At 62.1% G+C, this 14,685-nt stretch carries 15 protein-coding genes; 3 read left to right on the top strand and 12 right to left on the bottom strand.

The genetic code is table 11. The annotated features are described in order from the left end of the window. Positions 1-17 precede the first annotated feature (17 nt). From clpA to A3A9_RS45710, 4 genes are all read right to left on the bottom strand, one after another. Complete coding sequence (clpA, locus tag A3A9_RS0111530; RefSeq protein ID WP_027058925.1) at positions 18-2,489, bottom strand: ATP-dependent Clp protease ATP-binding subunit ClpA; 2,472 nt, start codon at positions 2,487-2,489, stop codon at positions 18-20. A 6-nt stretch (positions 2,490-2,495) separates the two neighbouring features. Then, entirely contained in the window at positions 2,496-2,825 is a 330-nt protein-coding gene (clpS, locus tag A3A9_RS0111525) for an ATP-dependent Clp protease adapter ClpS (RefSeq protein ID WP_027029050.1), read from the bottom strand. Positions 2,826-3,121: 296 nt separating this feature from the next. Then, a complete protein-coding gene (locus A3A9_RS0111520) occupies positions 3,122-3,451 on the bottom strand; it encodes a phasin family protein (protein WP_027029051.1) in 330 nt (109 codons plus the stop codon). Positions 3,452-3,603: 152 nt separating this feature from the next. Next, positions 3,604-3,867 (bottom strand): hypothetical protein, encoded by a 264-nt coding sequence (locus A3A9_RS45710; protein ID WP_245279020.1) that lies wholly within the window; start codon positions 3,865-3,867, stop codon positions 3,604-3,606. Here A3A9_RS45710 and A3A9_RS0111515 point away from each other — a divergent pair. Then, positions 3,794-5,188 carry a D-alanyl-D-alanine carboxypeptidase gene (locus A3A9_RS0111515; RefSeq protein WP_245279019.1) on the top strand — a complete coding sequence of 465 codons (1,395 nt, stop codon included), beginning with the start codon at positions 3,794-3,796 and terminating at the stop codon, positions 5,186-5,188. The two genes, A3A9_RS45710 and A3A9_RS0111515, sit on opposite strands and share 74 nt — an antisense overlap. Positions 5,189-5,234: 46 nt before the next feature. On the opposite strand, the gene A3A9_RS0111510 is transcribed toward A3A9_RS0111515, so the two are convergent. Then, positions 5,235-5,936, bottom strand: coding sequence for a DnaJ domain-containing protein (locus A3A9_RS0111510; RefSeq protein ID WP_027058923.1), 702 nt, complete (start codon positions 5,934-5,936; stop codon positions 5,235-5,237). Positions 5,937-6,199: 263 nt separating this feature from the next. Next, positions 6,200-6,637: a DUF1489 family protein gene (locus tag A3A9_RS0111505; RefSeq protein WP_027029054.1), complete on the bottom strand. Its 438-nt coding sequence runs from the start codon at positions 6,635-6,637 to the stop codon at positions 6,200-6,202. A 100-nt stretch (positions 6,638-6,737) separates the two neighbouring features. Here A3A9_RS0111505 and A3A9_RS0111500 point away from each other — a divergent pair, with 100 nt between their 5' ends. Further along, positions 6,738-8,303 (top strand): serine hydrolase, encoded by a 1,566-nt coding sequence (locus A3A9_RS0111500; protein WP_082222021.1) that lies wholly within the window; start codon positions 6,738-6,740, stop codon positions 8,301-8,303. A 31-nt stretch (positions 8,304-8,334) separates the two neighbouring features. Here A3A9_RS0111500 and A3A9_RS0111495 read toward each other — a convergent pair whose 3' ends face one another. Then, complete coding sequence (locus tag A3A9_RS0111495) at positions 8,335-9,738, bottom strand: L-serine ammonia-lyase (protein WP_027058921.1); 1,404 nt, start codon at positions 9,736-9,738, stop codon at positions 8,335-8,337. 180 nt (positions 9,739-9,918) lie between these two features. Here A3A9_RS0111495 and A3A9_RS0111490 point away from each other — a divergent pair, with 180 nt between their 5' ends. Next, a complete protein-coding gene (locus A3A9_RS0111490; protein ID WP_027058920.1) occupies positions 9,919-10,638 on the top strand; it encodes a DUF599 domain-containing protein in 720 nt (239 codons plus the stop codon). Here the strand turns inward: A3A9_RS0111490 and A3A9_RS0111485 are convergent. From A3A9_RS0111485 to A3A9_RS0111465, 5 genes are all read right to left on the bottom strand, one after another. Continuing rightward, entirely contained in the window at positions 10,611-11,408 is a 798-nt protein-coding gene (locus tag A3A9_RS0111485) for a YdcF family protein (RefSeq protein WP_027058919.1), read from the bottom strand. The two genes, A3A9_RS0111490 and A3A9_RS0111485, sit on opposite strands and share 28 nt — an antisense overlap. Before the next feature lie 28 nt (positions 11,409-11,436). Next, on the bottom strand, positions 11,437-13,002 hold the full coding sequence (locus A3A9_RS0111480; protein WP_027058918.1) for an amidase: 1,566 nt from the start codon (positions 13,000-13,002) through the stop codon (positions 11,437-11,439). Beyond that, entirely contained in the window at positions 13,002-13,457 is a 456-nt protein-coding gene (locus tag A3A9_RS0111475) for a GNAT family N-acetyltransferase (RefSeq protein ID WP_027058917.1), read from the bottom strand. Before A3A9_RS0111475 ends, A3A9_RS0111480 begins: the two co-directional genes overlap by 1 nt. A gap of 7 nt (positions 13,458-13,464) precedes the next feature. Next, entirely contained in the window at positions 13,465-13,752 is a 288-nt protein-coding gene (gatC, locus tag A3A9_RS0111470; RefSeq protein WP_027058916.1) for an Asp-tRNA(Asn)/Glu-tRNA(Gln) amidotransferase subunit GatC, read from the bottom strand. Between the two features lie 81 nt (positions 13,753-13,833). Further along, positions 13,834-14,685 (bottom strand): radical SAM protein, encoded by an 852-nt coding sequence (locus A3A9_RS0111465; protein ID WP_033838509.1) that lies wholly within the window; start codon positions 14,683-14,685, stop codon positions 13,834-13,836.

Genomic DNA, 14,685 nt, shown 5'->3' with positions numbered 1-14,685 from the left:
TTTTGAGTGAGTGCTGATCAGCTCTTGCGAGGCAGTTGCGGCACCAGGCTGCGCTTGCCGCCATCCTTGCCCTTGGGCTCTGGCTTCTGCGCCACCAGCTTCTTTGCGGCAGGCTTCTTGGCCACGGCCTTGGGCGGCTTCGGCGCGTCTTCCGGCTCTTCCTTCTTCGGCGTGACAGGCGCTTCGTCGGCGAGCGATTCGAGCTTCAGGCCGGTCTCACCGGTTTCCTTCTTCTCGACGGTGACGCGCACCGTGCCGCCCTTCTTGAGCTTGCCGAACAGCACTTCGTCGGCCAACGGCTTCTTGATGTGTTCCTGGATGACACGGCCGAGCGGCCTGGCACCCATGCGCTCGTCATAGCCCTTGTCGGCGAGCCAGGCGATGGCGTCCGGCGACAGGTCGAAGGTGACGCCCCGCTCGGAGAGTTGGGCCTCGAGCTGCATGACGAACTTCTGCACGACCTGATGGATGACCGGCACCGGCAGCGAGCCGAACGGTATGATCGCATCGAGACGGTTGCGGAATTCCGGCGTGAACAGCCGGTTGATCGCCTCGACATCGTCGCCTTCACGCTTGGTCGAACCGAATCCGATCGCCGCGCGCTGCGCATCGGATGCGCCCGCATTGGTGGTCATGATGAGGATGACATTGCGGAAGTCGATCTGCTTGCCATTGTGGTCGGTCAGCTTGCCGTGGTCCATGACCTGCAACAGGATGTTGAACAGGTCCGGATGCGCCTTCTCGACTTCGTCCAGCAGCAGCACGCAGTGCGGATGCTGGTCGACGCCGTCGGTCAAAAGGCCGCCCTGGTCGAAGCCGACATAGCCGGGAGGCGCGCCGATCAACCGTGAAACGGTGTGACGTTCCATATATTCCGACATGTCGAAGCGGATCAGCTCGACGCCGAGCGAGGCAGCGAGTTGCTTGGCGACTTCCGTCTTGCCGACGCCGGTCGGGCCTGAGAACAAATACGAGCCGATCGGCTTTTCCGGTTCGCGCAGGCCGGCACGGGCCAGCTTGATCGCCGAGGTCAGCGCGCTGATCGCTGTGTCCTGGCCGTAGACGACGCGCTTCAGCTCTATGTCGAGACCCTGCAGCACCTTCTCGTCATCGGCCGAAACCGTCTTCGGCGGGATGCGCGCCATGGTGGCGATCGTCGCTTCGATTTCCTTGATGCCGATCGTCTTCTTGCGCTTGGCCTCCGGCACCAGCATCTGCGAGGCGCCGGTCTCGTCGATCACGTCGATCGCCTTGTCCGGCAGCTTGCGGTCGTTGATGTAGCGCGCCGACAGTTCCACCGAAGCCTTGATTGCCTCGTTGGTGAACTTCACCTTGTGGAATTCCTCATAATAGGGCTTGAGGCCCTTCATGATCTCGATGGCGTCCTCGATGGTCGGCTCGTTCACGTCGATCTTCTGGAAGCGCCGCACCAAAGCGCGGTCCTTCTCAAAGAACTGGCGGAACTCCTTGTAGGTGGTCGAGCCGATGCAGCGGATCGCACCCGAAGATAGCGCCGGCTTCAGCAGGTTCGACGCGTCCATGGCGCCGCCCGATGTCGCGCCTGCGCCGATCACCGTGTGGATCTCGTCGATGAACAGCACCGCACCCGGGTAATCCTCGAGCTCCTTGACGACCTGCTTCAGCCGTTCCTCGAAATCACCGCGATAGCGTGTGCCGGCCAGCAGCGTACCCATGTCGAGCGCGAAGATGGTGGCGTTGTGCAGCACTTCGGGAACATCGCCCTCGACAATGCGCTTGGCCAACCCTTCGGCGATCGCCGTCTTACCGACGCCGGGATCACCGACATAGAGCGGGTTGTTCTTGGAGCGGCGGCACAGCACCTGGATGGTGCGGTTGATCTCGCTCTCGCGGCCGATCAGCGGATCGATCTTGCCGGCCTTGGCCTTGTTGTTGAGATTGACGCAGTAAGCGGTCAGCGCATCCTGCTGCTGCTTCTTCTTGCCGCCCTCTTCTTGTGGCTCCGAGCCGTTCTGGCCATTGCCCTGTTCGTCGTCGGCGCCGCGCGGCGAGCGCGTTTCCGATGCGCCCGGGCGCTTGGCGATGCCGTGCGAGATGTAGTTGACCGCGTCGTAACGGGTCATCTGCTGTTCCTGCAGGAAATAGGCGGCATGGCTTTCGCGCTCGGCGAAGATGGCGACGAGCACGTTGGCGCCCGACACTTCCTCGCGGCCCGACGACTGCACATGGATTACCGCGCGTTGAATGACGCGCTGGAAGCCGGCGGTCGGCTTGGAATCCTCGTCGTAACCGGTGACGAGGTTGTCCAGCTCTGTGTCGATATAGGTGAGAACAGTGTGCTTCAACTCGTCGAGATCGACGTTGCAGGCGCGCATGACGGCGGCCGCCTCGGTGTCGTCGATCAGCGCGAGCAGCAGGTGTTCAAGGGTTGCGTATTCGTGGTGCCGCTCATTGGCGAGCGTCAGCGCCTGGTGAAGCGCCTTTTCCAGGCCTTGGGAGAAAGCCGGCATGTTACCTCACTTCTTCTCCATCACGCATTGCAGCGGATGCTGATTCTGTCGGGCGAAATCCATGACCTGAGACACTTTGGTCTCGGCCACCTCGAATGTATAGACCCCGCACTCGCCCACCCCATGATTGTGAACATGAAGCATGATGCGTGTGGCGGCTTCGCGGTCCTTCTGGAAAAAACGCTCCAGCACGTGAACCACGAACTCCATCGGAGTGTAGTCGTCGTTGAGGATGAGGACCCGGTAAAGGCTGGGCTTCTTGGTCTTGGTTTTGGTGCGCGTGATGACGGCGGTCCCGCGGCCGGCTTCATTGCCGTCGCCGCCGCCGTTTGCCATCCGCGCCACTTGTCTCGTGGCAGTCAAATCGATCGTCACGTAATCCTGCCTCTTTCGAATCCTCATGCGAGTTCGACATGTAGGTGTTCGATGGACGATTTTAAGCCCTTCTGGTTAGCTGACAATATGGCTAGGTGACCAAACTTGGCGGATTTTCGCAATCGTGAAGCAGTACGCGGTTCCCAGGGGAAAATTCACATGAAAAAACCCGGCCGCGCTTCCGCGACCGGGTTTTTTCCCGGACCCAAAGGGCCGGATTTGGAACTGTCAGGCGAAACTAGGTCGCCCGGGCGAAATTACTTCGCCTTGGCAACAATCGATTCGAACGGCTTGTAGGCTTCCTTGGCGAGTTCGGCATAGAGGTCGCCAATCTTGGTGGCCTCTGCGACGAACGCCTCGTAGGACTGCTTGGCATAGTCTGTGTGAATCTCGATCGCCTTGTCCAGCGACTTAGCCGAGAACAGCTTCTCGACAGTGGCGCTGCCGGCTTCGAAGCTCTTCTTGGTGTATTCGCCGGCCTCGGTCGCGATCGCCTGCGCGCCCTTGGAGAGCGAAGCGAAGCTCTTCAATCCGGTATCGGCAAATTCCTTGCCGTATTTGCTGAAGTCCTCATAGGTCTGGGTCATTTCACGATTCCCTTGACGGTTGTGGCGTCCTTCTCCGGGGCGCCCTTGTGCAATGCACGATAATATATTGTGCGCCGCACAAAAGTCAATATTTCGCCGGCGTGCGGGGCCCGCCTGCGCAGGCAATGGCTAAAAATCAAATAAAGTGAGTTTCAAGCCCGAAGAAAATGGTGAACGCGACGGTTACCATAAACGGATTGGTAACGCTGCCCGGCTAGCTTGGCTGCAAGTGAGGCAGGACCCTTTGCCGCCTCCAACGCAACGAAGAATTCAAGGGTAGTATCAGTGCGTAAGGCGTTGTTGGGCATCGTTTCCAAATCCACTTCCCCCCTCAAAGCGATCATGGTCTTCGCCTTGGCGTTGACAGTTGTTTGCGCTGACGTCGCCTCGTCATTGGCAGCGCGGCCGGCGGCCATCGTCGTGGACGCCAAGACTGGCAAGGTGCTGTACTCGGCGGATGCCAACGGCAGGCGCTATCCGGCGTCACTGACCAAGATGATGACGCTTTACCTGACGTTCGAGGCTCTGGCGAAGGGCAAGATCAGCAGGAACTCGCCAGTCGTGTTTTCAGCCCACGCTTCCGCCGAGGCGCCGACGAAGCTCGGTGTAAAGCCGGGCGGTTCTGTCACCGTCGACACCGCCATCCTGTCGATCGTCACCAAGTCGGCGAACGACTCTGCCACAGCGCTTGGTGAAATGCTTGGTGGCAACGAAACCACTTTTGCCCGCATGATGACCGCCAAGGCGCGGGCACTGGGCATGAACGGCACCGTCTTCCGCAACGCCAACGGCCTGCCCGACCCCGGCCAGTTCACCACCGCGCGCGATATGGCGACGCTCGGCATCGCACTGCGCGAGCATTTCCCCCAGTACTACGGCTATTTCTCGCAGCGCTCCTTTCTCTATGGCCGCCAGCGCATCAATGGTCACAACCGTTTGCTGGGACGCATCAAGGGCGTCGACGGCATCAAGACCGGCTACACCCGCGCCTCCGGCTTCAACCTCGTCTCGTCGGTTAATGACGGCAACCGCCGCCTCGTCGCCGTTGTCATGGGCGGCACGTCGGGCGGCAGCCGCGACAACCAGATGGCAGGCCTGATCAACACCTACATGCCAAGGGCATCGACCCGCGGCGGTGGCGCCCTGGTCGCCGATGCTGACGCTGATCGCGGAAATCCGATCAAGGCGCTTGCCAAGGTTCTCCTGCCCAAGCACGACGCGCCGACCCCGGATGACAAGCCGGTGGCGGTAGCCAGCGCCGACGACACAGCCGTTGCCGAAGACGCAGCCGTCGCCGAAGACACGCCCGTTGCGCAGGGCGACAGTGACGACGAAGAGAGCGCCGAGGCCGAAGCACCCAAGCTGGTTGTCCCGGCAAAGAAGGTGAAGACGGTCATCGTCTCCGCCCCCAAGGTCGCCACCGCCCAGGTCGTATCCGCCTATGCCGAGCCCGCGCCGGCTGTCGATCCGGTCAACACCGCTTCGGTCCCGTCGGGCTGGGCCATTCAGGTCGCCTCCTCGCCGAAGCAGTCCGAGGCCCAGGCCTTCCTCGACAAGACCAGCAAACAGGCGCCCAAGGTGCTGGCCGATGCTGCCGGTTTCACCGTCGCCTTCGACAAGGACGGGCTCACCTATTATCGCGCCCGCTTCGGCGGCTTTGGTTCGAAGGACGCCGCCTGGAAGGCCTGCACCGCTTTGAAGAAGAAGAAAATCTCGTGCTACGCCGTCCAGCAATAGGACGGCGTGGAAGCGATCTCCCGGAAAATTTTTGCGTCGAAGGAGACTAGTTGTGGTTGGAGAGCAAGACGTCCTTGGCTTCGTTGATTCGCGCCGCCAGGAAAGACGTACCGCCGATATCGGGGTGCAGGCGCTGCATCAGGCGGCGGTGCGCCTTGCGGACATCCGCCGCGGCGGCCCCCGCTTCAAGACCAAGGACCTTGTAGGCCTCCTCCTTAGTCATGGCGCCCGGACCTGGCGCAACACCCAGCCCTTCGCCACCGTTCGCCTCAGTGTTTTTGCGCCAGACGGGAAATCTGCCGTCAAGATACGTCTCTAGCAACTGGCGGCTCTCCGCGTCGCCGGAGAGCTCGCGGTAGAGATGCTGCAACTCCGCAAGACCCATCGCGCCAAGCATCTTGCCGTCGTGGCGGCCGGCCAGAACAAGCCCTTCGAGGCCGCCCGTATCGTGGTCCAGCTCCATTTCGAGCGCTGCCGTCCGCACCGTTGAGCGTTTTCCGGGCGCCAGCCTGGCATCAGGCCGGTTTGTGCGCGTGGCGGCATACCAGCCGATTGCCACGAACAGCATGACGCCGCCGATCCCGCTTCGGCCAACCAGAAGCACCGCGCCGCCAACCAGAGCCAACAGGATCGGCCCAGCCGTCCTCGTTCCATTTGCGAGCCTTGCCGGATCGGCACGCAAAAACGCGGTGGCTACGCTCAGCAGCACCAACAGCAATGCAACCAGAACGATAATTGCGCCTAGCATTTCCCACCGCCTCGCGGATCTCCTGAACGTTGGGATAACCGCGTCATTTCATCAAACACTTTTTCTGGCCTCGGGGACCGGAAGAGGGCCGCCTTGCGATCCGGCTCGACCAACGCAGCAGCCCTTTGCCGATTTCGACAGCTTTCCATGGGGCATGAATTTCAAGATGTGGCGTTGTCTCGCCGCTTGCAAGTCCAGCGCGAAGCAAGATTGAGGGCCAGAGAAAGCCCGCGCACGAACATGCGACGCTGCTGCGCGATAACCTACAGCAGACCGAGATCGGCAAGCTCACGCCTGAGTTTCGGCGGCATTTCGATCAGCCCCGCCTTGCCCTTGCCGAGATCGACCGGTGCATCCGACGGTTTCAGGTAGCGCCAGCCCTGAAAAGCCCGGCGCGGCTGCCAATCGGTGCGCACGACTTGTGGGTCGAGCATCAGGTGGCAGCGACCGATGCCATCGTCGTCGGTGAACGGCCGGATCTCGGTGATCAACTGGCGACATTGCACGTTGCCCTTGACCACCCAGTAGAGCGAACCGCCATCGATGATTTCGGCGCCCCGCGTCGGCACCATGCGCGTGGTGTGCCAGTGTTCGGCCGGTTCACCGGCCCGGCGCCGTTCATCGAGACGAAACTCGATCCATTCCTCGAGATCCTCGACGCTGTCGCAGCCGACGCACAGTTTTAGCAGATTGAGAGCCATTCGCTAAGGTTAGTCCGGAGCGCCGCGACGTCAACGGCCTGCCGGACTTCTCCACAGTGCCGGTGAGCCGACCCGTGGAGCGTGCAGAAATACGGTGGCCATGCCCGTCACCATCGCTATGCTGACGCTTTACGGAGCGATCGTCATCTTGGCATACCGTCGAGAACGAAATGGGCCGAACCGGCGCAACGTGCTTTTGGTGGCAACGCTTGTCGTGTCGGCCATCACAGCGAAGGCGCATGGCGGATCTTCCGCACCCAATGGAAAATCTCCGATGCCGGCATCCGACGCGGATATCGAGGGACGCATTCAGCGAGTTCTTGCCGGGCTGCGGCCTCAAATTGGATTTGCCGGCCAGCCCCATGCCACATTGCGGGACCGGATGGAGGCGCTACACGTTCCCGGCGTCAGCATCGCGGTCATCCACAATGGGACGATAGAATGGGCGCGCGGCTTTGGCGTTACAGCGAACGGGGGGCCGCCGGTTGGACCGGAAACGCTCTTTCAGGCGGGATCGATCAGCAAGCCGGTCGCAGCAATGGCCGTGCTAGCGTTGGTTCAGGCAGGAAAACTTGACCTCGATGCGGACGTAAACTCGTACTTGAAGAGCTGGAAAGTTCCGGCGAATTCGTACACCGACGAAACGAAGGTCACTCTTCGCCAATTGCTCAGCCACTCCGCCGGGGCGACCGTACATGGCTTTGCCGGGTATGAGACAGCGACAGCGATCCCTTCTCTCCTCGAGGTCTTGAATGGTGCTCCGCCGGCGAACAGTCCTCCCATTGTCGTCGATCAGCAGCCTGGCAAAAGTTTTCGCTATTCCGGCGGCGGCTACACGATCGTGCAGCAGCTGCTCATCGACGTCACCGGCAAGCCATTTGCTAAATTGCTGGACGAGACAGTGCTTCGTCCGCTTGGAATGACCCGCAGCTTCTATCACCAACCCTTGCCCGCCGCTGACCTTCGCGACGCAGCGATGCCACACAAGGCAAGCGGTGATCCGGTTGCCGGTGGGCCACACACCTATCCCGAACTGGCCGCGGCTGGATTGTGGACGACGCCAGCCGATCTGGCCCGCTTCGACCTAGCCTTGCTGGACGCCTGGGCAGGCCGGCCGATGCCGGTGCTGTCCCAGCCAGCGGCGATACAAATGCTGACGCCCGGGCTTGGGAACTACGGGCTGGGTCCTGTCATCCGTGGTTCGCCACCACATCGGCGTTTTGGCCATGACGGCGTGAATGCGGGTTTCATAAATTCGATGATCACCTATGAAACGGGCGACGGCGCCGTCGTGATGACAAATGGCGACCAGGGCGACGTGCTGGTTGCGGAGATCATGCAAAGCATTGCCGCCGAGTACCAATGGCCGGACTGGGTTCGCAAAGTGCGGACATTGGTCGCGGTCGATCCAAAGCTCCTGGATCGATTGACTGGAAATTATCGACTGAGCCCTACCATGGTCCTGCATATTTCGAATGAGGGGGGGAATTTGTTTTCGCAGGCGACAGGACAGGCAAAATTCGAGCTGTTCCCACAAAGCGACCGGGATTTCTTTACGACCGCGTTCGATTCCGTCTTCACCTTCGAAACGGACGGCTCAACCGACGCTCAGCGATTGACCATCCATCAGGACGGCAAGGACTATCCCGCTGACCGCATCCCGTGATCGGGACCGCCGCCACTTGTCGGTGAGTCCCTCAGCATTCCACGACGTTGACCGCAAGACCGCCAAGGCTGGTCTCCTTGTACTTCTCGTTCATGTCGAGGCCGGTCTGGCGCATGGTCTCGATCGCGGCGTCGAGCGGCACGAAATGGACGCCGTCGCCCTTGATCGCCAGTGACGCGGCCGTCACCGCCTTGACCGCGCCGAGCGCATTGCGCTCGATGCACGGCACCTGGACCAGCCCGCCGACCGGATCGCAGGTCATGCCGAGATGGTGTTCGAGCGCGATCTCGGCGGCGTTCTCGACCTGCATCGGCGTGCCGCCCATGACAGCGCACAGGCCGGCCGCGGCCATTGCCGAGGCGGACCCTACTTCGCCCTGGCAGCCGACCTCGGCGCCCGAGATCGACGCATTGGTCTTGATGATGCCGCCGATAGCGGCGGCCGTCAGCAGGAAGTCGCGGATGCTCGGCTGGTCGGCCTCGGGATGGAAATGCAGCCAGTAACGCAGCACTGCCGGCAGAGTGCCGGCGGCCCCGTTGGTCGGCGCGGTGACGACGCGGCCGCCGGCCGCATTCTCCTCGTTGACGGCCATGGCGTAGATCGACAGCCAGTCATTGGCGAGCAACGGATTGGGTTTGTTCTGCTGCCACTGTTCCTGCAGCTTGTCGTGCAGCATGCGCGCACGGCGCCGGACCTTCAGCCCGCCCGGCATGATGCCGTCCTGCGACAGGCCGCGGTCGATGCAGCTCTTCATCGCAACCCAGATGGCGTCGAGGCCGGAGTCGAGCTCCTCGCGCGACATCTGCGTTTCCTCGTTGACGCGCTTCATCTCGGCGATGGAAAGGCCGCTCCTGGCCGCCATCTTCAGCATCTCGACCGCGTTCTTGAAGGGATAGGGCACTCGTCTGCCTTCGGTCGTCACCGAGCCCTTGGCCTTCATCCGCTGCAGCTCTTCTTCCGAAACCACGAAGCCGCCACCGATCGAATAATAGATGCGCTTGAGCAGCAGACGGCCGGCGGAATCGTAGGCGTAGAAAGCCATGCCGTTGGCATGACCGGTAAGCGGCGTCTTGCGGTCTAGCACCAGATCGGTGGCCGGGTCGAAGCGATAAGAGGGATGGCCGGGAGGCGAAATGCGCCTTTCAGCAGCGATGAGGCTGGCAATGCCATCAGCCTGGTCGGGATCGACAGTCTGCGGTGTCAGGCCGGCAAGGCCGAGCACGACGGCGCGATCACTGCCGTGGCCGATGCCGGTATAGGCAAGCGAGCCGTGCAGGCTGGCGCCCAGCCCGTCGACCTTGACGCCAGCCGGCCGCGGCCAGTCGCCATTGAGGATTTCGTCCAGGAAACGCGAGGCCGCCGTCATCGGCCCCATCGTGTGCGAGCTCGAAGGACCGATGCCGATCTTGAACAGGTCGAAAACCGAAAGGAACACGAGGGCGTTGTCTCCACAGGTCACGTCGAGGACTGCATATAGGAATTCCAAGGATGTTTCCGCTCTTTTGAAATTCGCGGCGCTGCACGTGCCGACCTTGTTTGCTCCGGCAGCGACATTGCTGTCGATCGCTGGAGCCGGCCATCGAAGCGAGCGCGCGAGATGTGGTAAATTCAAACCATGGGCGATTCCTTCTATCTTTCGACAGCTGACTTCGCGGCGCTCGGCCTTTTCCTCCTCGCTTGGGTACTGCACACGCTCGCTTCCGACGGCCGGCTGGTCAGCCGCATGTCGTTGACGACGGCCATGAATGCGCAGCGCGAGGCCTGGATGCGCACTATGGCTGAGCGGGAGATCCGCATCGTCGACACCGCCATCATGAGCGGCCTGCAACAGGGAACCGCCTTCTTCGCCTCCAGCTCGCTGATCGCGCTCGGCGGCTGCTTTGCCTTGCTGGGTGCATCCGACCGGGTGCTTGAAGTTCTGAGCAACCTGCCGCTCGGCGGCGCGCCGTCGCGCCCGGCCTTCCAGATCAAGGTGCTGGGGCTGGTGTTGATCCTCGCCTTTTCCTTCTTCAAATTCGGCTGGGCCTACCGGCTGTTCAACTATTGCTCGATCCTGATCGGCGCTGTGCCGATCCCGCATGGCGAAGCCTCGCGCAATCCGGTCACCGAGACGGCGGTGTGGCGTGCGGCGCAGATGAACATGCTGGCCGGCAAGCATTTCAACTCGGGCCTGCGCGGCGTGTTCTTCTCGATCGGCTATCTCGGCTGGTTCGTCGATCCGGTGGTGTTCGTTCTGTCGACGCTTCTGCTGCTGGCCGTGCTGGTGCGACGCCAGTTCTTCTCGGGGGCACGGCGCGCCGTCATCGGTCAGCCGCCTGGTGCTGGAAAAGGCTGATCGATGCGGCCGGAAAGCCAATAGGCGAACAGCCCGATCCATTCGCGGATCGCCATCGTGGTTGCCTGCAGCGAGTCGGACGGGTTGTCGCGGAACAGGCCGACACCTTCCTTGCCCGAGGTGCGATAGTCGACCGGCCATGGGACGGTTGGAAAACCAGCCTTGTCGAACAGTGCCTTGGCCCGTGGCATGTGGAAGGCGGAGGTCACCAGCAGCCACGTCTCGCCCGGCTTCGGTTCGACAAGTTTGCGGCTGAAGACCGCATTTTCATAGGTGTTGCGGGACTTGTCCTCGATGACAAGACGATCGGCCGATACACCCAGCGGGCCAAGGAGGCGGGGCGCGGTGTCGGCGTCGCCCTCGCCATCAAGGAAAAGCGAGCCGTTTCCGCCTGATACAACCACCTTGGCCTGCGGGAAGCGCCGGGCGAGGATAGCAGTCTCGACCATGCGATCGCCGCCGCTGCTCAATTCGTACCCGCCGCGAACCAGATTGATCCCGCCCTCGAAGCCACCGCCGAGCACGACGATGCCGTCGATCTTTTCCGGCAGCGGCGGGCGTGGAAAGCGTTGTTCGAGCGGGTTGAGCATCATGGCGCCGAGCGACGTCCAGGCCGACAATGCAAGAATCAGGAAGGCGAGCACGCTGCCGGTAATGGCCAGCCGCCGGCGGCTGATCATCCCCGCAATCAGCCCCGCCAGAAGCAGGAAGATCGTCAGGTTGAGTGGCTGGATGAAGAACCAGAATATCTTTGAAAGGTAGTAGAACATCGCTCAGCCCTTCAGATGAGCGATACCCTTACCACCACTTCTCCGGCTGAAATGTGCCGGCCGCCTGCTCGATGACGGCGGCGGTCTGGAACAGCGTCTCTTCCTCGAACGGCCGGCCGATCAGCTGCAGGCCAAGCGGCAGCCCCTTGGGGTCGAGACCGGCGGGTACGGCGATGCCCGGCAGGCCGGCCATGTTCACGGTGACGGTGAAAATGTCGTTGAGGTACATCTTGACCGGATCGGCGGCCATGTCCTCGTCGGCGATGCCGAAGGCCGCGGACGGTGTCGCCGGGGTCAGGATCACATCGACGCCGTCGGCAAAAACATTCTCGAAGTCACGCTTGATCAGGTTGCGCACCTTCTGAGCCTGCAGATAGTAGGCATCGTAATAGCCGGCCGACAGCACATAGGTGCCGATCATAATGCGGCGCTTGACCTCGCGGCCAAAGCCGGCGGCGCGGGTCTTCTCGTACATCTCGATGATGTCCTTGCCCGGCACGCGAAGCCCATAGCGGACGCCGTCATAGCGCGCCAGGTTGGACGACGCCTCGGCGGGCGCCACGATGTAATAGGCCGGCAGCGCATATTTGGTGTGCGGCAAGGAAATGTCGACGATCTCGGCGCCGGCGTCCCTGAGCCAGGCAATGCCCTTCTGCCACAGCGCCTCGATCTCTTCGGGCATGCCGTCGACGCGGTATTCCTTGGGAATGCCGACCTTCATGCCCTTGATCGGCTTGCCGATCACCGCCTCATAGTCCGGCACTGGCCGGTCAACGGAAGTGGTGTCCTTCGGATCGACCGAAGCCATTGATTTCAAAAGGATCGCGGCGTCGCGCACGTCACGCGCAATCGGGCCGGCCTGGTCGAGCGACGAGGCGAAGGCGACGATGCCCCAGCGCGAGCAACGGCCATAGGTCGGCTTGATGCCGACGGTTCCGGTGAAGGCAGCGGGCTGGCGGATCGAGCCTCCGGTATCCGTCGCTGTCGCGCCGGCGCACAGGAAGGCCGAGACCGCGGTCGCCGAACCGCCGGAAGAACCGCCCGGCACCAGCTGTGCATTGTCCAGGCTGCGCTGGGTTTTGGTGCCGCCGGACGACACGAAGCCGCCATCGCCCTGATGCGTCGTCGGCATCACCACCGTGTCGAGGCGCGAACGCCGCCACGGGTTGATGACCGGGCCGTAATAGGACGTCTCATTGGACGAGCCCATGGCGAACTCATCCATGTTCAGCTTGCCGAGCATCACCGCGCCGTCGGCCCAGAGATTGGCGGTGACGGTCGACTCGTAACGCGGCTTGAAGCCGTCGAGCACATGGCTGCATGCCTGGGTATGGACGCCTTCGGTGCCAAACAGGTCTTTGATGCCCAGCGGAATGCCTTCCAGCGCACCGCCCTCGCCCTTGACCAGCCTGGCGTCGGAGGCCTTTGCCATATCGCGCGCTCTGTCGCCGGTGACCGCGACATAGGCATTGAGCGCCGGATTGGCGCGATCGATCGCTGAGAGATAGGCCTCGGTAATCTCGGTCGCGGTGATTTCCTTGCCGCGCAGCTTGGCGCGGGCCTGCGAAATCGTCAGTCGGGTCAGGTCGCTCATCAAAGGCTCTTTTCGTAAAAAACCGACCATTCGGAATCGGGATAATCCAGCACCGGGCCGCAGCGCGAAAATCCGGCACGTTCGTAGACGGTCCAGGCGGCGGGATGACGATCGCCCGTCTCCAGCACCAGCCGTTTCAGCCCTTCATCGCGGGCCAGCGCCTCGACCCGTTCGACGATCTTGGCGCCGATCTTGCGGCCGCGATGCGAGGGCCTGGTATACATGCGCTTGACCTCGCCGATGGCGTCGCCATGGCGCTTCAGCGCACCACATCCAATAGCGATGCCATTGTCGCGGGCGATGAAAACGGTCGTGTCCTGGCCCGCCATCTGTTCAACCGTCAAATGGTAGCAATGCTCCGGCGGCGTCAATTCGAGCAAGGTCTCATTGAGTTCTTTGACCAGGCCGCGCACATCGTCTTGCAGCGGCGTCTCGATGGCGATCTCGATGGCCATCGGCGCCTTACTCCACGACCTTTGGCACGAGGAAGAAATTCTCTTCGGTCGCCGGCGCATTGGCGACGATGTCGGCCGCCTTGTTGCCGTCGGTGACAACATCCCGGCGCTTCTTCATTTCCATGGGCGTCACCGAGGTCATCGGTTCGATGCCGGAAACATCGACCTCGTTCAGCTGCTCAACGAAGCCAAGGATAGCGTTCAGCTCGCCGGTCATGCGTTCGGCATCTTCTTCGCTCACCGCGATGCGGGCGAGACGCGCGACGCGCTTCACAGTCTTGACATCAACGGACATGTATTTGCCTCGGGGAAAAACCAGTCCGGGCTATAGCGGCGCCGCGCGCGGCGCGCAACATGCATCGTGCCGGACGCAGTGCTAGACCGCCGCGCTGACCCGGTCCTTGGGGCGCCGCAGCGGGTTGGGCAACTCAAACAGTCGCTTCTTTGCCGAACACATGCTGCATGCGTCCTCGTCTTCAAGCGCGGCGAAGGCCTGCAGTTCCGCGTTGGAACAGCCTGGCTCAAGCGGTCGATACGCCAGATAGGGATCCCACTTGCCGGAAAGGCGGTATTTTGCCTTCTGCATCGGCAGATAGGCGAGAGGCGCGCACTTCCAGATCTGCCCGGCGTGGAGTTGCTTGCATTGGCGAGCCGGGCAGATTTCCCAACTGGCGCGAGGATCGCCATCCTCGAAGGGCAGCATGGCGTCGCCGAAGCCTTCGTAGCGACGAGTCCAGTTCTTGTCGGAGGGGCGGATCTCGGTCTGCAGCCCGTGTTCCCGGCGCCACGCCTCCAGGAGATCGAAGACCGGTTTCAATCTCTCCTGGTACTCCTCCGAACCATGATGAACCGAGACGGTCAGCCGGGCGTTGCGATCGGCGGCGAGAATCGCCGGCAATGTCGGGTGACGGTGCAGGAAGAAGCCATTGCTGACGATCTCTATGCGGGTATCAGGCCAGTGCCGGCGGACCAACCCGACGAAGGATGGCAGCTGCGGGTGAATGGTGGGCTCTCCGCCCAGGATGTTGAACCACGTGACCGATACGCGTCGACTCCAAAGTCGCATCCAGCGGTCCGCCTCCTCAAGCGAAACGGTGCCGGAATGGGCGTGATTGGAATAGTGCGAACAACTTTCGCAAGACAGATTGCAGCCATGCGCGACGTGCAGTTCCAGTTTTGGGAACACCGGTCGCTCGCGGCGAAAAAGCGACCTGACACGTTTCAGCAT

The organism is Mesorhizobium loti CJ3sym (genome assembly GCF_000472785.1).
GTDB classification, from domain to species: domain Bacteria; phylum Pseudomonadota; class Alphaproteobacteria; order Rhizobiales; family Rhizobiaceae; genus Mesorhizobium; species Mesorhizobium loti_E.
The sequence above is the reverse complement of the archived record's forward strand: the minus strand, read 5'-3'. Positions and strand labels throughout refer to the sequence as shown.